Raw genomic sequence first — 25,761 nt, 5'->3', positions numbered from 1 at the left:
AAGAATGTGCCCGGCTCCGGGCACATTCTTTTATTCCAGATAAGCAATTAGCTGACGGCCGTCTTCAGACACATCGATGACAATCTCATTCCCTGCCCGCACCTCATCACCAAGTATGATTTTAGCTGCCAGGGTTTCCACATGCTTCTGCAAATACCGTTTTAACGGACGGGCTCCATATGCCGGGTCATATCCCCGGTCTGCAATCATATCTTTTGCAGAATCAGTCAGTTCTATCTTTATTTCACGCTCCAGCAGCCGTTTGTTTAAATCGGTCATTAATAGATCGATGATTCCTGCAATATTATCCTTGTTCAACGGTTTGAACAGAATGATTTCATCCAGACGGTTTAAAAATTCGGGCCGGAAATGGTTTCTCAAATCATCCATGACCATTGCTTTTGCATCTTCCCTGATCTCTCCATTCTGGTCAATGCCCGTAAGCAGGAACTGGGAACCAATATTTGAAGTCATGATAATAATGGTGTTTTTAAAGTCCACGGTTTTGCCTGTGGAATCTGTGACACGTCCATCATCAAGCACCTGAAGAAGTACATTAAATACATCCGGATGGGCTTTTTCCACTTCATCAAATAAAACTACAGAGTAAGGTTTTCTCCGAACCGCTTCAGTAAGCTGGCCGCCTTCGTCATACCCCACATATCCAGGAGGCGCTCCGATCAGACGGGATACCGAATGCTTTTCCATATACTCACTCATATCAATTCTTACAATGTTATTTTCATCATCAAACAGGCTTTGGGCCAATGTTTTGGCAAGCTCTGTTTTACCTACACCGGTAGGGCCTAAGAACAGGAAGGAACCGATGGGCTTTGTAGGATCTTTGATTCCTGCTTTGGAACGAATGATGGCTTCTGTTACTTTTAGCACTGCCTCATCCTGTCCAATGACCCGTTTATGAAGCTCTTCATCCAGATGAAGCGTTTTGTTCCTCTCACTTTCTGTCAAACGGGATACGGGAATTCCAGTCCATTTGGAAACAATCTTTGAAATTTCTTCCTCTGTTACGCTTTCATGAACCAGACTTAAATCCTGGTTCTTCACCCGTTCTTCTTCCTCTTCCAGTGCTTTCTGAAGCTGAGGAAGCTTTCCGTACTGCAGCTCTGCCGCACGGTTTAAATCGTATTTCTGCTGAGCATCCTGAATTTCCCGGTTTAAGTTCTCGATTTCTTCTCTTAAAGAGGACAACCGGTCCACGGATGCCTTTTCGTTTTCCCACTGGGCTTTCTGTGCGGCAAATTCGTCATGCAGCTCTGCCAGTTCTTTCTGTAATTCTGCCAAACGGTCCTGGCTCAAATGGTCCGTTTCTTTTTTAAGGGCTGCCTCTTCAATTTCCATCTGCATAATTCTTCTGGAAAGCTGATCCAGCTCTGCCGGCATAGAATCAAGCTCTGTCTTAATCATGGCACAGGCTTCATCCACCAGGTCTATCGCCTTATCCGGTAAAAACCGATCACTAATATAGCGGTCAGACAGGGTAGCCGCTGAAACCAGAGCAGAGTCGGTGATTTTTACTCCATGGTAAACCTCATACCGTTCCTTCAATCCCCTTAAAATGGAAATGGTATCTTCCACCGTCGGTTCATCCACCATAACCGGCTGGAAACGCCGCTCCAGTGCCGGGTCTTTTTCTACGTACTGGCGGTATTCATCAAGGGTAGTGGCACCAATACAGTGAAGCTCTCCTCTCGCCAGCATAGGCTTCAGCATGTTTCCGGCATCCATGGAACCTTCTGTCTTACCGGCTCCCACAATGGTATGAAGCTCGTCAATAAAAAGTATAATCTGTCCGTCGCTCTTTTTTACTTCATCAAGGACAGCCTTTAAACGCTCTTCAAATTCTCCCCGGTATTTGGCTCCCGCAAGCATGGAGCCCATATCAAGGGCAAACAGCTTTTTGTCCTTCAAGCCTTCCGGAACGTCTCCCCGTACAATCCTTTGGGCCAGACCTTCCACAACTGCAGTCTTACCAACCCCAGGCTCCCCGATGAGCACCGGATTATTCTTTGTCTTTCTTGAAAGAATTCGGACTACATTACGGATCTCGCTGTCTCTGCCGATAACCGGATCCAGCTTTTGATCCCTGGCCCGTTCCACCATATCATAACCATATTTATTCAAAGTGTCATAGGTGGCTTCCGGGTTGTCACTTACCACACGCTGGTTGCCGCGTACCGTAGAAAGTGCTTTTAAAAAGTTTTCCCTGTTTATTCCATAGGTTCTGAGAAGTTCTTTGACCGGCCTTGACGGTTGCTTTATGATCGCAAGGAATAAGTGCTCCACAGAGACATATTCATCTCCCATTCCCTTTGCTTCATCTTCCGCACTGATCAATACCTTATTCAAATCGTTGCTGATGTATAACTGTCCGCCGCTTACTTTGGGCAGCTTCTGAATGGCCTGGACGGTTTCATTTAAAAACTGCTCTTTTTGTATGTTCATCTTAGTAATGAGCTTTAAAATCAGGCTGTCTTCAATCGTAAGAAGGCTATAAAGCAAGTGCTCCTGTTCGATCTGCTGATTTCCATATTCATAAGCAAGTTTTTCACAATTCTGGACAGCTTCCATTGATTTTTGTGTAAATTTATTAATGTTCATAATAGCTTCCTCCTTTTATCCGGCTATATAGAAACATTGCAGTCGTTGTTCTATATGTAATATAACAAACCACATTATATGTGTCAAGAGATTTATTATGATTTTTAAACGGATTTCAGACGAAAACCTTACAGTTTTATTTCCCGCATTGTATTTTATGAATCCATCACTTATAATCGAATCAGAAATTTCAGAAATTCTATGGACTTAATGAAGGAGGTGACCATTATTGTGAATACTTTTCACCGCCGTTTCCAAATTCGCTCACTGGCTGCACTGTTGTTTTTATTCCTGTTCCTGGTGTCCGGTTCCTTTCACACTGTCAGCTTTGCACATACCAGGGATGAATCTGTATATCTGTCAGGATCCTGGACAAAGGACGAAGTGGGCTGGCGTTTCGTAAATCAATGGAATTCCAGTTCTCCAGCCGGAACATGGGGAGAATATCAGGGGAAATCCTATTATTTTATGGATAATGGATACATGGCCACCGGCTGGAAATATTTAAACAGCCATTGGTATTATTTTAACCGGGAAGAAGGGCCCTTGGAAGGTTCCATGGTAACCGGCTGGATCAATGATCCTGATTATGGCGGCTGGTTTTACACCAATCACATTGGAATCCTGTCCACGGGCTGGCACAAAATCGATGGTTCCTGGTACTATTTTAACCAGAATCAGGACGGAGTACTCGGACTTATGGCAACTAACCGTATGATCGATGGCTCTTATGTGGATTCATGCGGGCGTATGAACGAAGAACGTTAGTAACAAATTTATAATATGAAGCGGCAGCCTCTGCTGTTTCCTCCGTTCATTTATTCTGATAAGCAATCAAAGACTTCTCTCAAACCTCAAACGGATAGCGAATCCCCCACTGCCTCCTTAACTCATCCATAACGTTCATAATATTCAGTGTTGTCTTATGGGGCATCTGGGGGCACTCTGTCAGTGACTTTTCAATGGCTTCGGCACTGGCTTCAATCTGATATTCATAGCCTGAGATCTGTTGGGGCCTCTCATAGGTTTCAATTACTTTCCGCTCCGTGTTGTAAACCTTTATGGATTCAAAGTTGTTAATGTTTTCAACCACCATATATCCCCTGGTTCCATAAACAATTCCCTGGCGGTCAGAAATAACACGTATAGAACTGTTAAGTATGGCCATCTTTCCTCCCGGATAGGTAAGAGTGATGCTGTTTTGTGCATCCACTCCGGTATTGGTCTTTACCACACTGGATTTAATATCTGTAACCTCATCCCCGAAAATAAGAGATGCAAAATTCAGAGTGTACACGCCAACGTCAAGCAGTGCACCGCCTGCAAGTTCCGGCTGAACGAGACGAGGCTTATCAGAGATCAGATAACAGAGATTGGCAGTGAGTGTCATAGGTTCCCCGATTATACCGGAATTTATAACCTTTTTTATGGTCTCTGCCATGGGCATATACCTTACCCACATGGCTTCCGTAATGAAAAGCCTTTTCTCTTTGGCCAGGGCAATCATCTCTTCTGCCTGGGAAGCATTGGCAGCAAATGATTTCTCACAGAGAACATGCTTTCCATTCTCCAGGCACAGCTTTGCGTTCCTGCAATGTTCCGAATGGGGCGTTGCAATATAGATTAGTTGTATCTCCGGATCTTTTACCAGCTCTTCATAGGATCCGAAGGCCTTTTTGACAGAGAAACGTGATGCAAATTCCTGAGCTTTATCAAAACTTCTGGAAGCAACTCCGACCAGTTCCACTTTTGGCATCTTAACCATTGTATCTGCCAGCACCGACGCAATTCTACCTGCTCCTAAAATACCAATTTTTATTGTTTCCATAGCTTAAACCTCCTGATTTATCTTTATTTTTCACAACGATTACTAATTATCAGTATAGCACAGGACAGAAGCCTGTACAATCATTCTCTGGGTTTGGCCATAACAAGTGGACAGCGTAATGAATGGCTCTGAAGCAGAGGGTGTATATGTGATGGAGTGAATGGAAGCAGCCTTCATGTTATTAATAAACTTCTGCTTTTGTGTTTGATTATTAAACTCTTTTTCATAGCAATCCAAATCACTTTCATGCCGGAACTGGATGGAAAATATTTTTGCTTTATACCACCTTTCCTTATAATATAAAAAAATAATGGGATGAGCTTTATAATATTCTGCACTTTTATACTTTTTCAAATCTGAAAACATGGTTTTATCTTTCATATTATGTCCAAAGATCACGGTATTTCCATGGCCTGGAACGGGAGCGTCCTCCTGAATGAACAGACTGCCACTGGGATTTTCCGTTCTCTGAAAGGTGTGATTTAGATAGTAACCGGGATGCGGGCTTCTCACTACGGGATAATGAATTGATGTGCCGGGAATTGTCAGCCAGAACTGGTAATCGGGGTTGATTTTCTTTAGTTGGAGGTAAGGGGATGTATGAGGAATTGTTGGGAGAAAAGAGGGAAGGATAAGGTTTGATTTATCTTGATCCTTCCAGATATTTTGATTTAATTCTTTATATTCCTGTTCTGCCATCTGGTAGGTTCTATAACGGCCGGCTAATTTAAAGCTAAATATGAATGCACCTGACAGCCAGATTATTATTAAAAATATTTTTATTACTGAGAAATTTTGTTTAAATTTTTTCTGAATAGTACGATCTTTAGAACGCTTATAATAGGAACTCATTTATTGAGGCTTTCTTACCTCCTCTCTGCTTTTGCGTTTTGGTTTTGGTTATGGTTTTGGTTTTGATTATGGTTTTAGCTTTTTTGTTTTCTTATCTTCTCTTATCTACTCTTCTCTTTATTTGTTTCTCCATGACATTTATTATCATACTTTTATTAAAATATGAAATCCTGCCTGAAAGGTTTTTAGGTTTTTAGCTTTTTAGCTTTCTTATATGTCTTAAAGGTTCTTAGACTAATTCTATTTTATAGATCCTTATCAAGATTCTTTTTGATAGACATTTTCTTATTAACGCTATCCCTTCTTTGAGTTTTAAACTTTCCACTTTTAAATGTTATGAATGCACCGGAAAGGCAAATCAATATTCCAAAAAGCCAAAATCCAATGGGAGAGTCATCTCCGGTCTTTTCTCCACGTTTTCCATTAATCTTTCCGTAAATCACCTCCAGCCATGCGGGGTCAAAAGGATTCTTGTCATATGTTGCTGTTATTCTCCCAACTTTAATCTCAGCCTCAGGCTGGTCAGGTTCAGGTATTGGTATTGGTTCTGGCACTGGTTCCGGTTCATTTCCATTGGTTCCAGGAACCTTTCTGTCCGTCATAAAAACTTGAAGTTGTTTTGCTTCTTTTGGGACTACAAATTCCAGATCGGGAGCGCAAAGATATCCTTCCGGTGCCTTTACCTCATGAAGAATATACTTTTTTCCAGCATCCAGTATCCCATTGATATGAAACGCTTCCACACTGGTTATAAAGTCTTTTATTATTACATTTCCTTCTTCATCTAAAATCCTTAATACAGCTCCTTTCAGCATATTTCCATTTGCATCGACTTTATATATATTTATTCTTGTGATATCGTTTCTCATCTCTATCACGGAAGAACCATTATTACGTTTTACAGTAAATGCAACGGGTTTTGCATATGTATATCCGCTTTTTGGTTTTTCTTCGTAGAAATAATAGGTTTCTCCAGCTACCAGGCCAGCAATTATCTGATGTGGCTGATCAGTGGAAATCCATTCTTCTACAACAAAACCGTTCTTATTTCTTACACTCATATGATTGCCTGGAAGTTCTAATTGGCCTGTTATGGATTTTTTTGACAATATCACATGTGTCGGATGATTAAACATAATTACAATATCCCTGCTGCCATTCTGACTGACGGTAAATGGCACATCTTCCGAATAAGAGTATCCGTTTACAGGCTGTATCTCACGAAGCCAATAACTGTTTCCGGCAATCAACTGCCCTTTTAACTCTTCAAACTGATTAGATGTTGTAAAAATAAGTTTTTTTCCAATGTTGATATGTTTGGAATTTCTGATTGCCTTTGCTGGGGTCTTGTCTTCATTTAATATTTGAAGAATGTTTCCCGGCATTTGCTTTTTCGCTTCCAATGGTGTATTTTCTAATTCACTATATAAATACTTTTTTATTAAAACCTCTGTCATTTTATCCGTCATGGTCACGGTAATCGGCTGGGGTTCCATTGGTACCGTAAATTCTACGATTGGAGCGTAAGCATAACCGGCCGGAGGTTCCTCTTCCATCACCTCATAAGTTTTTCCTGCGATTAAAATTCCTTTTAACTGATACGGCTTTCCTTCCGGAGAAAAGGTTTTTATAACGTTTCCGGTTTCTTTTTCCCGGATTGTAAAACGCCCACCGATTAGGAGTTTTCCAGTTTCTTCATCCGCTTTTATAATACTTACTTCTGTCTGCTTATCCTCCATAATGACAGTTTCCGGAATCCCGCTTTCATCTGCGATAAAATGAATCTCCGTTTCAAGGGCATAGCCTTCAGGTGGGAGATCTTCCCGGAATATATATCTCTGTCCTGGAGCAATAAGTTCTGGTGGGATTGTTATTGGCTTACCATTTTCTACGGTAAATTCATGAAGGACTGCTCCACTATTTTCATCAATCAGGCTGTAATGACCGCCGTTCAGGACTTGATTGGTGTCTCTGTCAACCTTTACAAAGGTCAGTTTCACTGGCTTATCTTCCATATCTATGTTATCAATCATGCCGGAGCTGTTAATGGAAAACCGGTAGATTCCGGTGGTAACGTTGCTTTTATCGCTGTAAATCGTGGTTTCTGTCAGCTGGTAGCTTCCTCCTGCTGTCAAAAGTTCCCGGATCACTTCGTCATCCTGGTTATTTATAAATACGGCACTCTGTAATGCTTTTTGTATTTCTCCGGTTATGGTCCCTCCTTCCAGTTCATAATTATCTGCTGGTTCCTGGCTTATTTCATATCTGGTTCCGTAAGGGAGTCCGGCAAAAGTTATGGTTCCTTCTCCCATCAGGGTAATGGTTCCTTCTCCTTTGATCCTTCCCTCGATGGAACCTTTAAATGCCTGGTATCCGGTCAAAACAGTTCCATTCTGATCTGCAAGCTTTACATGATAAGTGAAGGAATCGGTTTGACTTTCTGCTTGCCCCGTACTTCCGAGTATTCCAGTACCAGTCAGCTTATTTACAATGGTAATAGATCCGTCCGGTACAATTGGATTTGTCAGTACGGTGCGTTTTGATATGGTATTTACTTTTGTTTCAAACCATGCTTTCGCCTGTGTTCCTGTCTCTCCATTTATGGTTGCAACCACTTCCACGGTGCCACTTTCATGGGCAGCAACATTGGTCAAGTTCCAGGTGATAATACCGTTCTGCTCCGTTCCGTAATTGGTGGATCTTAAATATTCCAGTCCATCTGTCAGGGCCGCTTTGACCCGAATATCTGCCGGGTGGTTGTAGGGGTTGGTGTAAATAACCGAGTATTTTATGACACTTCCTGCTTTTACCGCTCCGTAATCCGCTCCTATACTGCTTGTTACTTTGGCTATTGGTATATCTTTGACAACTGGATTCAGGATCGTATACTCGTGGTTTTCTTCATTGACAGCCCAGCTTGCCAGTGTATTTCCTTCCCCGTCCGTTAATTCCTGTCTGGTTCCCAGGTACGTCCTGGAAGGTAACGTGTAGGTTCCATTTTCATCAAAGTAGATCCGCCTGGTTTCCTTAAAGGATTTTTCTGATCTTCCGTCGGAATATCTGGTATACTCTGTAATTTCATATAAATGACCTTCGGTAATTCCGTCCATGGCGCTTACGGTTTGATTCTCTCCGGTTCCTATTAGGGCTGGCAATTCATAGCCGGTATCCAGATCTTTTAAAATGGTATATACCTTTACCGGAACCCTGCCGGTCACAGTAAGCGCTTCAATGGCTCCGTTTTCACTGGCCAGTTTTAATACATTAAAATCATTGGATACATTTTGGATACCTGTTCCTCCTTTATTGACGGTAAAGATCACTGGCTTTGATAGCGCATATCCAGCTGGAGCCTTTAACTCCTCCATGATATAAACATGGCTTGCTTTTAGTTTTTTCTTTAGAGTAAATCCGTCCGCCCCGGAAAGAACGGTTGCTATGGCTCCTCCATTCTTCTGATATTCTCCGTCAACTACCGCCGCTTCATAAACGGCAATTTCAGCTCCTTTTACCGCTATACCGGTATTGAAGTCCGTTTTCTGGAAATGGATCTCTGTAGGATCATCTAGAACCTCATAAACGTACTTCACTTCCTTTCCATTCTCAGCTCCATCAAACTGGAACTTTTTCATTTTTCCGGTAATCCGATAAAGATCAGGAGGAGAGATTTCTTCTACGGTGTAGGTATAGGGTTTTATAGTCCCATTTGTCTGAACCTCTCCGACCGGAAGGTCTTTCAATACAGCCCTTCCTTCGGTGCCGGTTGTCATGTACCAGATGGTTCCCGTATCTGTGTTGGTTACTTTAAACCTGGCATTTTCTAATCCCTCATCGATATCAGAAGCTTTTTTATGGATTTCTAATGCTCCAATAGTAGGGATATTGGTAATCCGGTAAACCGGAATCTTTTCTGCTCCCACCTCGATCTTCACAGGATCTGCTTTCTGCATGTAAGGCGGTGGAGTCACTTCCACAAGGTAATACGTTCCGTATGCCACCTTGCTGATCCGGTGGGGCTTTAAATCTCCAATCTTTAACCCTTCTATGACTTTGTCATAAAACTGGTCTTCTTTGGTGTAACGTCCGTCTGATCCGGAGATCCAGGTCTCTACAAGGTGGGGTTCGTCCTTTACAAGGTTCCCGGCTTCATCGGCCCGGTATAGGGCAAGTTCTGCCCCTTCTGCTGCATACTGATTGGTTCCATCTGTGACTACCTTTAAGACATTGATGAACTTCTCTTCATTTTGTAAGCTGACTCGCTGCACAGCTCCGGTTTCGGTAATGACTATAGTTTTCGGATCGGCCGGTTCAAATCCATCCGGGACGTTTTCTTCCACCAGGACATAAGCCCCGATCTTCTTCCCGTCCCTTTCTGCATTCAGAGGCAGATAATCAAGGCGGTGCATACCCTCTAAGGTGTCATAGGCTTTTATGCCGTTGTTTTCCTTATAATTAAACTGATATTCAAAGATTAAAGGCAGTTTTCCGTCGGAATCAAGAGCACCGTTTGTCACGTTCCGGTAAATAGTGATCCGGATCGCAGCTCCGGTATCGGTGGTCCAGGTCTGGGTGATGCTTTCTCCCTTTCCGGTTGGTATGCTCTCTGTTCGTTCTGCACTCCGCTTTCCATCTTTGGTGTACCAGGTCAGATGGGTGAGATCTTCTCCCTTTTCCCGGTAAGCGGCTTCAAAATCGGTAAGGAAACTGGATTTGTTATCGGTAATACCCAGGAAGCCTTTCACGCGGTCCGCAAGCTTGCTGCTCTTTTCTGTCAGCTCCGTGTATTGGCTCAAATCGTCGGTGGTCCACTGATCTACTTTCTTTGACTCATCGTACTGGGGCTTTCCTCCTTCCGTTAAAATGTTTCCATCCTGGTCTGTTTTGGCTTTGTATATGGCCAGTCCAGCCGCATGATCGTTTGGCAGAAGCTTTTTTACTCCGTTGCTGTCTAAAAAGTACTTATAGACCTCCAGTTTTGTGTGATCATCGGTTACGTTGATAGTCTGAACGCCACCGGCCGGCTTTACGGTTATCTCCATAGACGTTCTTACATACCCGCTTGCTGCTTCAGATTCTTCTAATATGTAATCTCCTGCCGGTATTCCCTCAAAGTACTTGGCTTTTCCATCGGTAATCCAGTCAGCTACAATCCGCACCGGTGCATTGTCTGTGGAATTCTCCACGGTCCACTCTGTCGGTTTATCTTCTGCTTTGACCAGGTAATAACCTTTTGGATAGGTATTGCTGTCCGTAGTGGTAACTCTCTTCGCTTTGTAAAGTGCCAAGTGAGCCCCGGTGATCTGCTTATAGCTGTAAGATCCTTTTGGTTCTGTGACAACCAGGCCATCCTCATAGTCACTGACAGCGTACCCCGCATCATCGGGTATAACAGGAATCCGGTACTGACTGGCCGCATCGGTCTTTGTGATCTCTACTTTGATCTTAGGATCTTCCATGCCGGTGGTTTGTACCTCTTTGGTTTCCTCTACGGTAATTCCTTGGGGGAATCCTTTCTGATAACCGGAAGGAGCCTTTTCCTCCTGCATGATGTAAGTTCCTGGAATCACACGCTTTAGCATATCGGCCTGTCCTATTGTGGCTTCCGCCTGGAAGGGATCGTTCGGCCACTTTTCTCCAGTGATCCAGGTATTTTCCATTACCCAGGCATCGCCCTGACGGTGATACAGTTTCGGATCGTCTGTGGTATCTTCTTCATTTCCAATGGCACCTTTTCCGGCCTTATCATTGATCCGGTAAGCGGCCTTATTGAAAGCATCTAAGAGATCATCATACCGGTATCGAACATAATCTCCATCAATGTCATAAATGGGATCTCCCTTTTTATAGGTTTCATTGGATTTCTGATAATACTCTGGTAAGCCATGGCCGTTTAAAACCGGGTTCATGCTCTTTATAAAGGCCTTACCCTGATACGTGCCAGTAGTATATTCCTGGTCCGTATCTGCATTAATTGAAGCGATCCGGTAGGTTTTAATCTTTTCTCTGGCAATGACAGCGCCAGTTTTATTTTTTGATAGCTTTACCGGCCATACCAGGAGCTTTTCTCCCTCTTTGGTGTAGGCCATTCCTGTGGTCGGATTGACATATGCATCCCGGTTTCCGTCTTCATCTAAGTGATAAAGTGTTGTACCGGATGGAAGTTCTAGGCGCTTGTCTGCCTTTATGTAGCGGATAGTGGTTAACCCCCCTCCGGTCAGCTCAAAGACTGGTTTTCCTGCTTTTAGGAGGAATAATGATTCCTTATTTTTTGCCTGGACCTTAGTTCCATTGCGGTCATAGCCGTAAACAGTTCCGTCCGTTCCAGTTTCCATTACCGTAAGATTGGCCAGGGAATAGAAAAGGATGTCTGTGTCTTCCCGGTCAATGGTCTGGTACGTCCAGGTGCCTTCTCCAGTTCCTCCTGCAAGGCTTCCTTCCGGATCGTCTTTTTTTATAAATTCTACGGTATTACCAGCGTAGCCCTTTTTTACCTTCATGGACTGGACATTATTATTCCGGTCCCTAATTACTTCCACGCCATCATATCCGTAATCTCCGCTGTCTCCGTTTTCTTTGATCTCAATGGCATCGTAGAGAGCCATCTTTGCACCGACAACGTAGCGGTTCTGATCATCTGCTGTATCCAGAGGTCTGGAAACGAGGCCATATCCGGCAAATACCCCATTTAAGTAAACCGGCTCCACATCCTCCCCGGCTTCTTTTCTGGCCTGAAGGGTTTCTAAGGTTCCTTTGAACCAGCCATATCCTAAGTAGGTACCGTTCTTGTAAGCAAACTCCAGATTTTCAGCTCCGTACCTCTGCTTTAATTCCAGTTCCGTTCCTTCCACTCTGGTTTCTGTGTGATAGGTAACGGTCTGAGCGGAATCCTTGATTTTTGATACTTCTAAGCGGATGGGAGTGTTTGCTACATATACTCTGGCCGTATCTTCTTTTATAGTTCCATTTTCACTTTGATTCTCATAGATAGCTGCGGCTACTCTTTCATCCCGGTTTCCGTCAAGATAATAGGTGGTTTTATCGGAATAGATTTCAATGGCTACCGGCTTTGTTCTCACATAGCCTGCCGGAGGCTTGATTTCGCATAGGACATAGGTTCCAGCTCCAAGGGGCTGCGGAGTAACTAGATACCCGGTGTTCTGGTCCTGATTTTCAGTACTTGTATCATCGTCTTCCTTTGCTTGTAGGCCGTCCCTGGTGGTGGTAAAGGCTTCAAACTGTCCGGTCCTTCTTCCTTCCTGATCTGCAAGTATCACTTGCTTTGTTTCCTCACAGATTGGTGTTCCGGCTGAAACGATTCCTGTCCAGGTGTTCCCAATTTTACTGATTTTTTCTGCTCCCATGGCTGTTAAAAACTCCTTGGAACCTTTGATCCGGGTGTCTGTCTCATAGAACTTTACCAGACCGTCTGTCGTCTCTCCGTCCTCTCTGGAAGCGGCATACAGGGCAAACAAGGCACCGTCATGTAAGATATTTTCTCCAGTCTCGGAATCCAGCTTTTCGATTCTCAACCGGCTTGTATAGAAGGTATTTGTAAATTTCCGATAACCATACCCTTTATAACTTGAAGTACCATCTTGGTTCTGAACTGCATCCGTCTGTTCGTTGGCTGGTTCTGTGACTGACCAGGGCACCAGCATAGAGGCATATTTCCCATCATAAGCGGTCTGCATCCCTTCCATGGCGGTCACATGATCCTTATAAACTTCTCCTGTTATTCCTGGAAATGCTACCTGATCATAGCTCTGTTTATCTTCCGATATGGAACCATAGTGGTATATTTTTTCTACTCCATCAGTTTCATAGGTGGTACCGTTAGGGGCTGCCTTTCCGGCATTGCCATCATCAGCCAGGTAATGGTTATTCGGATTTCCTCCTTCTTCTGCAGGATCAATCATGGTATTGTAGTAATCTTTCATCGGATCGTTTTTCTCCTGCGTGATGGTAAAATGTCCTTTTCCCGAAGGATCACCAGGAGCGGAACCGGAAATTGCCTGAAGGTCCAGACCATAAGGAAAAATCTCATAATCTCCTAACCGGCTGTGCGCCCGGATCACATGCGTTCGCTTGTCCTCTCCACGCTCTCCCGGCCATTCCTCATTAAATCGGATGTGGTATTTGGAAGAAAGCTTGGAAACGGTATCCGCTGCATTATAACAGTAATAACCAGCCAACTCCTCCGGTGTTTTGTCTGATCCGGATTTTCCGCCCTCGTAGACGGCTGGAAGTTCTATTTCTTTTGGGGCATCTGTTTTGTAATGCTTATTGAAAAGATCCCCTAAATCCTTGTCAAAGGGCTGCTGTTCTACGACCACATAGGTTCCGTATGGTAGATATTCTGATACTCCGTAACAATACCCGGCCTCTGCATCCTCCTGAACGGCGCTTAGGGTGGTTGTATCTTTGTCTTTTCCGCCTTCTGCCTCGCTGTCCCAGGCAATGGCGTAGATCTCATCAAGGTCATAGCTAAAGAAGGGTTTTAAATAATTCTCTGCTTTTTTAATGGCTTCGGACAATGCCTTATCATAAATCTCATCCGAATACGCTTCACTTCCTGCAGCACTCTCCGTTTCTCCGGAAGGACTTTCCTTTACCAGCTTCGCCACCTCGTCATCCAGATACCAGGTGATGGCAAACTGGCGGACATGATCCGAACGCTGGGAATTGTTTTCCGCTTTGGGAGAGGTGTTACTATTGTTTTTTATGTCTGCATTGTTATGGATTGCAGGAAACTGTCTTTCCTCTCCATCGGTTCCAAACAAAAGTTTTTTTATCCAGGCAAACGGTTTGAAGGACGTGCTTTTATTGTCTGTCCGGTCCCACTGATCTTCATTGGCCACTTTTATGGCATCAAAGAACTTTTCATAGTTGTAACGGCTGACGGATATTTCCTTTCCCTCATTATCTTTGATGGTTTGGGTAGTTTTTTCCAGGACTGCCGTATAACCGTTATTCTGTTCTTCATGGATCAGGCCGTTTGAAAAACCATAAAGCTCCGTGTTTGCAATGGCTGCTTTATTGGAATCCTTTAAAAGGGGATCTGTCTGATGGTCGACATTTGTATAGACCTTTTGCACCTTTTCCGGAAACGCCCTTCGGTAGGCTTTGATATCCACTGGATTTCCATTCCGGTCCTGCCATACAATACTTCCATCTTCGGCCCGGTAAAGCCGTTCTAAGTTGGACTTTAGGTAAGCTTTGAACCGGAAGTTCTTTAAATTCTTTGCGTTATTTTCTGTTCCACCTCCTTGTTTGGTGTAATGATCTTCAATGCCTGTATTTGCATAGGTATTGTTTGCATAGGTTCCATCCGCTGTTATAGAAATATCCTTTGTAATCTTTACCTTCTGCATAATGGGCCGTCCCAGTAAGGGAACCGGGGTCTGCCTGGTCCCACCGTCAGAATCGATCCGGGTCCGGTCATACCGGAGCGTCACTGATTCTATGTAGCTTCCTGCACTGGCCATCTTTGGTGTGACAGAAATATTTCCATAATACGCTGCGTAGTCCTGGGGAGAGGTATAGGTCCCTTCCATCAGCTCCTTGTTATACTTGATCCGGTACTGCGTGGTCTCCGTTCCCTCACTTCCGGAGGCTTCTATGGTATATCCCGTTCCGTCATATGTAGCTGTCACAGGTGTATCGATATCCTTTAACTCATATCCGGGAGCTACCTGTCTCTCTTCCTCCACCATGATTTTCTTGATACTGCCATCATTATTCCGGATCGGTTCTCCCTGGCTGTATACCCAGTAAGTGCGTTCCGGGCTTTCCGTGATCGTGATTGCCGATAGATCCTCCGGGAATACTGCCTGTTTCTTTGATAGTTCTCCGGCCCTTACCTTGGCAAAGGTTAGGAATCCGTTTCCATTTTCTTTGTAATCAGCCAGCTGATCCAGAGTATAAGGAACATAGATATAGCCAGGGACTTCACTTCCATTGATCTTATAGTCCAGAGATTTCTTTATATAAATATGTTTATTTACTTCGTCGTAAATACCGGAGGATACAGAAGCTCCTACCCGGTAGGAATAGCGGACCACCGCTTTTCCATCAGTAATATCCTGCACTCGCAAGCAGTTAAAAACAGAAAGCCCTGCTTTTTCCATTCCTTCATACAGGCTCTTTGCCTGTTCTTCAAAGGTTTCTCCTTCCAGGGAAATCAATATCCATGGGGCACCCTCATCCGGTTCTTTAAAGGAAGCCTTTTTCAGTGCTGCATTGGCATCTTCCATTAGATCCTCTGTGTTCTTCTTATCCTCAAAGGTAGGAATGGTATAGCGAAGGGCATTGTCCGGACGGACAGAAGTATAATCATACTCCGGATCAGAAACCTGGTTTACTACGGCGCTTTCCCCATTGGGAAGTGTTACCGTATCCCCGGCTTTCGCTTCCACGCTGGAACCATTTATAATGACTTTCGCTCCGGCTTCTTCTACTAAGGTCGTTTCTTCTCTGGAAACATACTCCGTATGGGTTCCCTTTGGATCTTCCACCACCTGGCTTCTGGTCACATAGAAGGTGGCTCCCTCTGGATTGCCCTGGGCATAGATCTGGTACCCGTTGATGGTTCCACTGCTGTTTACTGTAAATGTATTGCTCTTTTTTAATTTGTCCACTTCCAGGCTCCCGGCTGAAACCGTTCCTTCTGCCGACGGGTTCCCTCCGGATTCAAAGGCTTCCCGGTTGCTTAAGGCGGCATCCTTTCCGTACACGGAAAGCTCATACCCTTCCGGGCGGGTCAGCTCCTTGATGTAGTACTGGGTCCCGTCCCCGTTTACAATAAGCGGCCGGCCGATCCAGGCGTTTCCGTTTAATGCTTCATTGTTTTCTATAGGGTAAGCATGGCTGCTCTCTCCGGTTCCGTCCCGTCCCTGGTTGGAAGATAATTTTTGATATCCGGAAGCGGTTTCACTTCGGCTGTCCGTCAGGGAAATGTGGTCCCCATCGGACGTATGACCCTCAAACCGTTCCATATCTGCTTCTTTTCCAATGGCCTTATCCATGGATGTGTAAAGATTGACAGGAGCACGATCCGCAAAGCCTCCTGGTGTTTTCTCAATGGTTCCGGTCTGATAATTAAAGGTGTGTCCCGGTGCCTGGGTAATGGTTAGAAAACTTGCCTTTCCGTTCCGGTCTGTAGATGCTACAGAAACCAGATCTCCCTTTTGAAAGACGATACCGGAATGTCCGTCCGGATGAGGGATATCGGTGGCTGCGAAGAGTCCGTAAACAGCTCCTTCTAAACTTCCGTCTCCCTGGGCATCACCGTAAGCATCATAATTTTCTGATTCCCCGGCTTTTAGGTTCCTATCTTTCTTATTGATATGGATATCCCCTTCCACCCGGTGATCATAAACGATAAAGGTCCAGTCCAGAATGGTGGGATCTAAGGGAGAAATCCGGCTTGTTTCCGTAGATTCTGGAAGAGAAGAAAGGGAAGATCCCCCTCCTTTTTCCTCCTCATCATCCAATAAACGGAAAAGGGCTTTGGCCTTGCTTGTCACAAACTGAGTGCTATTTTTGACTCCTTCCAAAAAGCCGGTAAAGGTGATTCCTCCGTTAATGGCATCTATCTGGGATGGGGTTGCCTTTTTCTTTTTTACAGGCTCTGGAATCTCCAGAACCTGTGTTTCCGGAATGGTTTCTGTTGGATGTTCACTTACTGTTTCTGGTGTTGTTTCAACCTTAGATTCTTCCGGTATTTCGGCTTTGGTTTCTTCCAGTGTTTTGGCCTCGGTTTCTTCCCGTGTTTCGGCTTTGGTTTCTTTTGGAGTCTCCGCTTCTGTCTCTGCTGGTATTTCTGCTTCGGATTCTGCCAATGCTTCTGCTTCAGTTTCCTTCTGTGTTTCCTCCTCTGCTTCCGGCTGACTTTCCGCTTCTGTTTCCGATGGTGTCTCGTCACTTGCTTCCGGTGGAACCTCTGTACCATGTTCTACTGGTAATTCCTCTTCAGGGGTGTCATTGGAAATGATAACTTCGTTCTGATCAAGTAAAGTTACTTGATCCAATGCACCAAATCCCATAAGAAGCTGCTGTCTGGATATTGGAACTTTGTGCTGTTCCATAGATGGGTCAGGAGCTATAGAATCTGTTTCCATGTCCGGTCCGTCTTCTGCACTTTTTGAGTGATCCATGCCGGAAGACTGATAGCTTTTATACTCACTTGATGTTACGGTTCTCCATTCCACCGGAATATCATCCGGATGGTTCCCATGAAGGGCATAACCTGGGGCAGGAGTAGTTTCTTTGGCGGAATATTCATAGGTTAAGGAGATGAAATCCTTATAGAATTGATCCCGGTCCTTTTCTAAGGATTCCTTTTGCGTCTTTCCGGTTGGGTCAATGGCATGAAAGAAACCACCCTTTTCTACTAACCGCTCACACTCCTGTACTCCGGCTAGCCACTCGGCCCATTTGGTATCATGAAGTTCCTGGTTGCGCTCTTTTACTGCTTCAATCGCATCCTCATTGGTCTGCTCTCCGGTTTCTTCGTCATACTCCGGCTCTGGAACTTCTTCGTACTCAATGACGGGAGCTGGATGGCCGGAACAGTAGCCTTTTTCATACTTATAACTTCTGGCATCGGAATGAGCCTTCTTATTTACAATTTTCCCCAGGGAGTCTACGTAGTGAAGTTCCCCGTTTTCATTGGTGATATGTTCATCTGCAGAACAGGCATCCTGGTCAGGATCACTCCAGCGTTTAAACTGAGAGCCAGAGGAATTCCCCTGATTAAATTGATTAGATTCGGAATCATTCAGTCCAGTATCTCCGCTGTAATTTGTAGAAATCCGATCCTCATCACTTCCCTCATCCTCTTCCCAGGATGCTCCTGTTAAGGAACCAAGGTTTGAGGAGTAACTTCCTGGATCATTAAGGTCCAGATCTGTATCATCAAGCTGAGAATCATCAAACTTTTCTAAAACGTCCCAATGGGAACCAGCCAGAGGTTTGCCTGTCTCAGAATCAAAGTCCGATAGGGATACGTTATAATTGGCTCCAAAGGCTTCCGTATGTTTATAGCGTTTTACACCGTTTGGTGGAGTTCCGGGACGGACATGTACCTCTAAATCTTTATCAAGCTTCGCTACGAAGTAGGTCTGTGATCGATCAAAGGCATAAACTCTTCCTCGTGGATCTCCAGGATCTTGTGTGTAGAATTTAAAAGTTGCGAGCTGAGCGGACCCGATATCTTTTGCCAGTTCCAGTCCTTGCTGTGCAGTTGACCAGTAAAGAATTCCGATTGCAGCTCCATCACTAGGAACTTCTCCTGACTGAGAAGAAAACACAAGACCCGCATCTGTAGGACCATTGTATGTCCAATCTCCATAAAGGTCTTTTGCAGAAAACCTTTGATAATAATCTTTTACCGCTTCATTAGGATAAGGGACGGTTATAGTGTAAGTATCGGTGGCATGGTCAATTTTGGCATGATAGATGGTTTCTTCTGCATCCACATCTAACATTCTCGTTATAGTGGCAGCATCCCATACCTGCCCAAACATCCATTCTGCCCAGTTCCTACATCCTTTGGCTTTATATTCCTCTGGTATTTGAGTACTAGACAGCTGATTGTAAACAGAACGATCTCCTACTGCATTGGGGTTCATTTGTTTTACCACCGCCTTATAATTAGCGCTGTTTTTGAATATGTCTAAATCCGATTTAAAATCTGTACCAGTAAAAGCACAATCATCAGCAGCAAGCCAGTTAATAACAGAAGCAACAATATATTTAGCCGTTCCTGCATTGGCATCATTACAAGCTTCTATGCTGTCATTTTTACCCATGTAACTGCCGTACACGTTCATAAGAAAGTTAAACTTCTCTCTTTTTTCATCACCTATTTTTTTAGGGAATAGGGGTGGTAAATTATTTGGTGACCAGTAATTATCAAAAAAAGCCTGGCTTCCCAAATGAATCATGGTATTTCTCTCATGACCTTGTACACAATAAAGAAAGGTCTTATCAAACTCCTTATACTCCCCCTTACTGTGTTGTTTATTCTCCACCAAATATTGTTTTGCTCCAGCCGGGAAATTCCCCTCACTAACTGGTTTTCCAAGATGAAATACCTTATTTTCATACATTAATCCCGTAGGCTTATAGTTGTTAAAGTTATCTGCTTCGTATCTAGCAGCATCCCAAGAAGGCAATGATACCGCTTCGATTAGTTGTGCATAGTCTGCAAAGGATACCATATTTGATCGAACGTATGGCAGGAATGCCATAGTTGCCAGTATTACAGCCATTACACCAGCAGTTTTTCTCTTTAACTCCATCTTTTGCAACAGTTTCTTCATTTTTTTATCCTCTATTTTGTAACAAAAAAAGACCACCGATTATGAAATAACCGATAGTCTCTTTTTAAAGATTAATAATTTATTAAATTGTTTTTAAAAAAATGGATTAGGGGTTCCCCAAAGTTGTGCTGCTCTTTCACTAGAATCATAGTCGTAGCCTAATGCTCCTATTGGAAAATCAACAAAACCATACCATGGTGTAACGTCATTATATTTCCTTGTCATTACCTTACCATCAATCATAAGCTGCCCCAGCTCATTGACCATGTAGCCATCCGGTGTAATGGTGCTAGTGTAAAGATAACCGTACTCATTAAAGCAGTAGGCATACTTTAAACCATCTTTCTTTCCATCTGGAGATACCATAAGCCATTGCCATCTGCTTATTGAATAAGCTCCAGCACTATCACCATACCAGTAATTGCTTACTCCATTTTCATTATTTGGCTTTAAGCTATCTTGATGCCAAGCCAATGCCTCATATGGTAGAGAGTTTGCATATTCTAATTGTCCCTGTTTTGAACCATAAGACGCTATATGACCATTAGCTAGAATTATTACCCCATCTGCATTAGTAGAAATCCCTCCTGCAAAACTTGCATTCTTCATAAAGTTTCCATGTAAATCTTTAACATAATACGTGTAACTATCTCTTTTTATAGCTGTCCCTGCATTTAAGAAAAAGTCCTTGTTCTCCCACTCATTGGTTGTATATCCTGCCGGAAGCTTATCTTGCGTCCAGATAATTTCCGCAAATGCTGGTGTTGCCATGGTTACAGTAAGTAACGTAGATAATATTGCTCCTAATAATTTCTTTTTCATACTCTCGTCCTCCCTTAAAGCCTATATGATATTTGACAATTAATCAATCTCGTGTTATTGTATAGATACAAAAGGGGAGTCATCTGCACAGAATGGCTTCCAATTTATTTGTTTGATTTATAAATAATCACCCAAAGCTTGGTTGGCGGGATGGTTATTTTTTTATTTGTCTTTGTTATTCGCGTATGCAAAGACCGTAATGATTAAAACTGTAAAGTAATAATTATCATATATCCCTCATACGTGTTAAAAACAACCACCCGGCAGATTGACTGCCTATTTCATATAATACCACATTTTGGTTGATTTTACAAACTTTATTACTAATTCAAACAGGGCTTTGAACTATTTACCGGTTAATCATATTCGATTATCAATGTTCGAGTTTATTTATTAACTAACGTTAGTTTTTGTTTTTATCTCTAACTAACGGCAAATTTCTTTTTTAATACTCTCTTTACTTCACTGTCTGGTACATCTATGTATTCTCCTGTATTAAGCAGTACACATACCATATGATTGCCAGTCCCTACCAGAATTCCATATCTTTTTTCATTTCCCGACATTACATACACCGGTATATCTTTGTTTTTTTCTCTAATCGTTAATTTCATTTTTACTCCTACTAATTAAATGGAAGTCCTGGATCATCAACACCTTCCGGTATATTCATAAATCCGTCCCCATCTACATTTGATGGATCTGGTCTTGTATTATTAGTGGAAGCATTTTTGCTGTCCGCAAATTTCTGTTCTTCCACAATGACATCTGTTGTATAAACTTTTACACCATCTTTATTCGTATAACTTCCAGTCTGTATTCTCCCTGAGATCAGTACTCTCATACCCTGACGAAAATACTTCTCCGCAAATTCTCCTGCCTTATCAAACGCAACGCAGTTGATGAAATCCGCCGTCTGTTCATTACTGTCCTGACTTCTACGTCCCCTTCGGTCAACCGCAAGATTATACCTTGCAACTGCTATGGATCTTTCCCCTTGGGAATATCTCACATCAGGATTCCTTGTCAATCTCCCCATTAAAATTACTTTATTCGTATCTTCCTCCATTTCTCCCCTACTCAACCGAGCAGAGGAGATCTTTTTATAGATATATTGAAGTAGTTCTTTACATTTACCTTATGAAATAACTCTCTGACCATTGCCATTTACTACATACCCATCTGGTGTTGTAGTATTTGTCAGTAACCTTCCTCTTGTTCCATCTGAAACCGGATTAAAATAGTACCAGACTCCCTCTACAATCTGCCAGCCCGTAAGCATCCGGCCCTGGGTTCCGTCAGAGACAGCTTTTAAATAATAAATATTTCCATCTTTTGGATCTGTGTACCAGCCGGTTACCATAAACCCTTCCTTATCAAACCGGAACCAGGAAGCCTTTTCCTGCTCTCCCGTTGCATATGGATTACTGATATAAGCCCATTCATCGGTATAGGTACGATCCGATGCAAAGATCCATTTCCCATTTCCCATTTGGGTCCAGGTTCCTGTTACTGCCCCGGAAGGAGCTGCCGGCCCCTGGCTTTTTCCTTTGCTGGTCACTCCTACGGACCGGCTCCCTCCGCCGCCTCCGGAAGACCCGCTCCCGGAAGTGGTATTGTCGATTACCTTTACATTCATTGTTACATTTACCGGATCAGACAGCGTTCCATTGCTGTTTTCCGCATAGATCATAGCTGTAATGCTTCCTGTGTATGGAGATTTACTGATTGCCTGACTGATCCAGCCAGCAGTGACTTCCTGTTTCTCATTAATTACAACGGGTCTTACATTCCCGTCTGAATCTACAGAAAGGATTTCAGGATCAGAGGACCTCCACTGAATTGCGTTTTTCTCACTGCTTTCCGGATAAACAGAAGCGGAAAACTTCTTTGCTTCCAGCCCGCTCCAGGTGTAAGTTGGATTGGTTCTTCTTCCTGTTTTGGTGAGTACCAGGTCAAAGGTTTCACTGTTTCGATCTGCTTCCAGGCATTCGGCCTGGAAAGATAACTTCACCATACAGATGGCCGCTTTTTTGCCATCCTTTGTGGTAGCTGTGATCTCCACCTTTTTTTCTGCCCGGTACGGTGCTTTTTTCATTGCTTCTTTGATCCAGGAAGCACCGTCAACCGGGGCTACATTTCCCTGATTATCAACCGATATGACTTCAGGATCAGAGGAGGACCATACCACGGTCCGGTCATATGGTTTATGTTCCGGAGATTCATCAAGATCCGGAAGAACCGTTGCGGACAGTTTCTTTCCGACAAAGCCCTTTTTCCCTTTTATCTGAGAACTGATATCCCCGGCCAACTGATAGCCCAGGGAATAGGATAACTCTTCCTTATCCAGGGTAATTCCTTCTGGGACTACTTTGGTTTGGTCATTGGTCACAAAGTTTACGGTCACCTGGCAATTTGCGGAAGCTTTATTTCCCAGCTTGTCTTTTCCATTGACAGTGATCACTGCTTCCCGGCTTCCGCTTCCTGAAACTTTCGCATAGGGATCGTTGCTGCGGATTCCATGATCGGTTGCCATGATGTTGCGAATCCAGGCCGCATCCTTTAAAGCGGATACAGACGCATCCCGGTATGCTTGGCTGTCCTGGGATACCAAGATTACAGATGTGTCCGAACTTGTCCAGGTCACTTCCTCTTTGGAGAAGAAATCAGGCGTAAATGTTGCCGTTAAGGACTGCGGAGCCGTTACTGTTATGGTCTCGCTTGGTGCCTTCCGGTCTCCCGTAAGAGTCCTTGTGACCGTATAGGTAAGAGCCTGTTTATCAAGCATGGCTCCTTCTGTTGCGACTAAGGTATTGTCAATGATCTGGAAAGTAACATTGATCCGGCTGTTGGCCGTACAGGGCTTTCCTTCAAAGGAAGTGGACGGCCTTGTCTGTGCGGTCAAAACGGCAACTCCGCCATTTTGATGTCCGGCCCCATAAATCGTATTGGGGATCTTGTACTGGTAATTCTCATCCGCCTGTTTCTTTTCTGCTTCTTCTATAATCGTTTGAAAGAAGGAAGCAGAAAGATTGACGGAAATGCTGGCGGATTGTTCCGTATAGCCATCCGTTTCCTCATCCTGATTCTTTGCCAGGGAAATTAACTGTGGATCATCAATGCTCCATTTTACCTTGTTATCTGCCACGTCATTATTGGCATCAATGACGGCTTTGATAGTTACCGGCTGAACTTCCGTTCCCTGCTCCAATACGCCATTGATATACCGGGCAATCAGTTTCCCTTCCTTATTCTTTATTTCTGTGATCTTCACCGGATTTTTTCTGTTCCCGGTTCTTGTCTGAGTTACCGCAAAGGTATAGGTCTCCGGATCGACGTTCATGGATACGGCCACCTTTTTATAGACCGCCGACACAGAGACATTTTCCTCCGGCATTTTAAAGCCATAGGTGTGGCTGCTGTCAGAATAGGTGGAACTGACCTTTTTCCCTTTTCCATTAATAAAGTACGGGGTTCCCTCCATCTGATACTTTTCTGTATCAGTATTTTTTGCTGCTGTTGTTACCATTACAGACGTTCCTGCAGCTACGGCTCCCCGATGTTCTTTGTCAATCGGTTTGGAATACTGGGAACTTCCTCTTACTTCCAATGAAGCAATGTCATAAAAGTTCTGGCCGTTTGCTACGGTATCGATCTGATTGACATTGATCAAATATCCCCTTACGGGCCGTCCCACGGAATCCGGAGCAAAGTGGTCTAACGTATATTCTCCGGTTTCTTCATCAAGCACCGTTAAGATACCCGTTTCCAGTTCTTCATAAAAATACCGATCGGATATGGTCTTTTTCGCTCCGCCCTGCACCAGGGTGTAATAAAGATCTCCGGTATGCCAGTAACCAATATGAGCATCATACGTATAATCATTGTCATCCTCGATCTCTGATCCGCACACGTTGGCACTGATTTTGCTTTCCGTATCAGCAAATAAATACGCTACATCTTCGATATAGTTGAAATTTGTGGCAGCCCCTTGTCTCGTGCCGATAAAGGTCCCTTCCCTTGCCAGGGAACCAAGCTGGGAGTTTCCAATGGTTCCGGCAAAACGGGCCACTTTTAACTTTCCGGCCGCATACCTACCGGTAACGCCACCAATGGCCATGGAGTGATAGCCTCCAATGGTTCCGCTTACATAGGTATTAAAGATATTGGACGCATTCTGATACCCGACGATCCCGCCAACATAACCGGTTCCCTGGATTCTTGCAGTCGTTCCATCTCCAGTGGCTACTTTGGAATCTACAATATTGGAATCAGAAGCAATCCCGGCGATTCCGCCGACGTAAATAACTTCACTTCCGTCTTTCGCATCAATCATAACCTTTTCGCAATCCGCATTTTCAATGACTGAATTACTGATCTCACCGGCAATGCCACCGGAAATACCGGTGGAGCTTAAGTTGGCGTTCTTTACGGTTATGTTGCGGATCTCACTGTTTTTTGCATATCCAACTACCACACCGGTCCGGTCATTTCCCTTAATCGTACCGTCCGGGATTATGGTCAGGTCATGAATCTGAGCATCGGTTACGGCTCCAAATAAGCCAACGTTGTCATAACCGGCAAAGGAATTTAGTTTTAAGTTCCTGATGGTCTTTCCATTTCCATCAAAGTATCCGCAAAAGGGATTTGGTACTTCCCCGGCATTTTCGGAAGAATCCCGGTAAAAACCAATGGGAATCCAGTTCACTCCCTGAAGGTCAATGTCTGCTCCCAGGGCAAAGTAGCATCCGGAATAATCACCGGCATATTTGGCTCCTTCTGCTTCCGGTACCAGCATTCCCATGGCGGTAAGCTCGGAAAGGCCCATGAGCTGTTCCCGGTTCTTAATTAGATAAGGCTTTTCCTCGGTTCCCTCTCCCTGACTTCCGCTTAAAAATTCAAAGCTTGTTTTCCCTGACCAGGTGTCCCAGATATCACCAAGGGAACTGGCAGCTGCTAATCCAACCCTTTTAACGGATAAAAGAGAGGGCTGCACTACCATATCTGCAGGGGGCTTGTCTGCCTGGGAAGAAGTTGCCTTCTCAGGTACTTCCGGTACTTTTGAAAGTTCCGGTTCTAATTCATCAACGATTGTTTCCGACTCTCTCACAGATTCCTTTTCCGGCTCTTTCGCAGATTCCTTTTCTGGCTCCTTCTCCCGTTCGGCCTGAGAGGGAGTTCCCATATGGGCAAGCACCGGTTCGGCCGCCAATAGATCATTGTTTGCAAACACCTCTAAGGTCGGCAACGATGTCATTGTCAGGGCGGCACACAATGCGTATGCCGTCCCTTTCATCAGTTTTTTTCTCATTTTTC

Annotated in this window: 9 protein-coding genes; 1 reads left to right on the top strand and 8 read right to left on the bottom strand. The window is 43.9% G+C overall.

The genetic code is table 11. The annotated features are described in order from the left end of the window. Positions 1-30: 30 nt before the first annotated feature. Positions 31-2,619, bottom strand: a complete 2,589-nt coding sequence (gene clpB, locus ACLTWA_RS14565) for an ATP-dependent chaperone ClpB (RefSeq protein ID WP_412328627.1) — start codon at positions 2,617-2,619, stop codon at positions 31-33. Positions 2,620-2,850: 231 nt separating this feature from the next. Here clpB and ACLTWA_RS14560 point away from each other — a divergent pair, with 231 nt between their 5' ends. Then, a complete protein-coding gene (locus ACLTWA_RS14560) occupies positions 2,851-3,387 on the top strand; it encodes a glucan-binding protein (RefSeq protein ID WP_412328626.1) in 537 nt (178 codons plus the stop codon). A 79-nt stretch (positions 3,388-3,466) separates the two neighbouring features. Here ACLTWA_RS14560 and ACLTWA_RS14555 read toward each other — a convergent pair whose 3' ends face one another. The 7 genes from ACLTWA_RS14555 to ACLTWA_RS14525 form a co-directional block, all read right to left on the bottom strand. Further along, on the bottom strand, positions 3,467-4,447 hold the full coding sequence (locus ACLTWA_RS14555; RefSeq protein ID WP_412328625.1) for a Gfo/Idh/MocA family protein: 981 nt from the start codon (positions 4,445-4,447) through the stop codon (positions 3,467-3,469). A gap of 42 nt (positions 4,448-4,489) precedes the next feature. Next, on the bottom strand, positions 4,490-5,146 hold the full coding sequence (locus ACLTWA_RS14550) for a class B sortase (RefSeq protein WP_412328624.1): 657 nt from the start codon (positions 5,144-5,146) through the stop codon (positions 4,490-4,492). A gap of 398 nt (positions 5,147-5,544) precedes the next feature. Then, positions 5,545-19,623 carry a SpaA isopeptide-forming pilin-related protein gene (locus ACLTWA_RS14545; protein WP_412328623.1) on the bottom strand — a complete coding sequence of 4,693 codons (14,079 nt, stop codon included), beginning with the start codon at positions 19,621-19,623 and terminating at the stop codon, positions 5,545-5,547. A 93-nt stretch (positions 19,624-19,716) separates the two neighbouring features. Next, the gene (locus tag ACLTWA_RS14540; protein ID WP_412328622.1) at positions 19,717-20,445 is read right to left on the bottom strand and encodes a hypothetical protein; all 729 of its coding nucleotides are present in this window, start codon (positions 20,443-20,445) and stop codon (positions 19,717-19,719) included. Positions 20,446-20,867: 422 nt separating this feature from the next. Next, positions 20,868-21,059, bottom strand: coding sequence for a hypothetical protein (locus ACLTWA_RS14535; RefSeq protein ID WP_412328621.1), 192 nt, complete (start codon positions 21,057-21,059; stop codon positions 20,868-20,870). A gap of 11 nt (positions 21,060-21,070) precedes the next feature. Then, entirely contained in the window at positions 21,071-21,514 is a 444-nt protein-coding gene (locus ACLTWA_RS14530) for a single-stranded DNA-binding protein (protein WP_412328620.1), read from the bottom strand. A 69-nt stretch (positions 21,515-21,583) separates the two neighbouring features. After that, a complete protein-coding gene (locus ACLTWA_RS14525) occupies positions 21,584-25,756 on the bottom strand; it encodes a hypothetical protein (RefSeq protein ID WP_412328619.1) in 4,173 nt (1,390 codons plus the stop codon). Positions 25,757-25,761 lie beyond the last annotated feature (5 nt).

It is taken from the genome of Lacrimispora sp., assembly GCF_046972725.1.
GTDB lineage: Bacteria > Bacillota > Clostridia > Lachnospirales > Lachnospiraceae > Lacrimispora.
The sequence above is the reverse complement of the archived record's forward strand: the minus strand, read 5'-3'. Positions and strand labels throughout refer to the sequence as shown.

Coding starts and splice junctions, on each gene's coding strand:
- clpB (WP_412328627.1), bottom strand. CDS start 2,619: ATGAACATTAATAAATTTACACAAAAATCAATGGAAGCTGTCCAGAAT.
- ACLTWA_RS14555 (WP_412328625.1), bottom strand. CDS start 4,447: ATGGAAACAATAAAAATTGGTATTTTAGGAGCAGGTAGAATTGCGTCG.
- ACLTWA_RS14550 (WP_412328624.1), bottom strand. CDS start 5,146: ATGGCAGAACAGGAATATAAAGAATTAAATCAAAATATCTGGAAGGAT.
- ACLTWA_RS14545 (WP_412328623.1), bottom strand. CDS start 19,623: ATGAAGAAACTGTTGCAAAAGATGGAGTTAAAGAGAAAAACTGCTGGT.
- ACLTWA_RS14540 (WP_412328622.1), bottom strand. CDS start 20,445: ATGAAAAAGAAATTATTAGGAGCAATATTATCTACGTTACTTACTGTA.
- ACLTWA_RS14535 (WP_412328621.1), bottom strand. CDS start 21,059: ATGAAATTAACGATTAGAGAAAAAAACAAAGATATACCGGTGTATGTA.
- ACLTWA_RS14530 (WP_412328620.1), bottom strand. CDS start 21,514: ATGGAGGAAGATACGAATAAAGTAATTTTAATGGGGAGATTGACAAGG.
- ACLTWA_RS14525 (WP_412328619.1), bottom strand. CDS start 25,756: ATGAGAAAAAAACTGATGAAAGGGACGGCATACGCATTGTGTGCCGCC.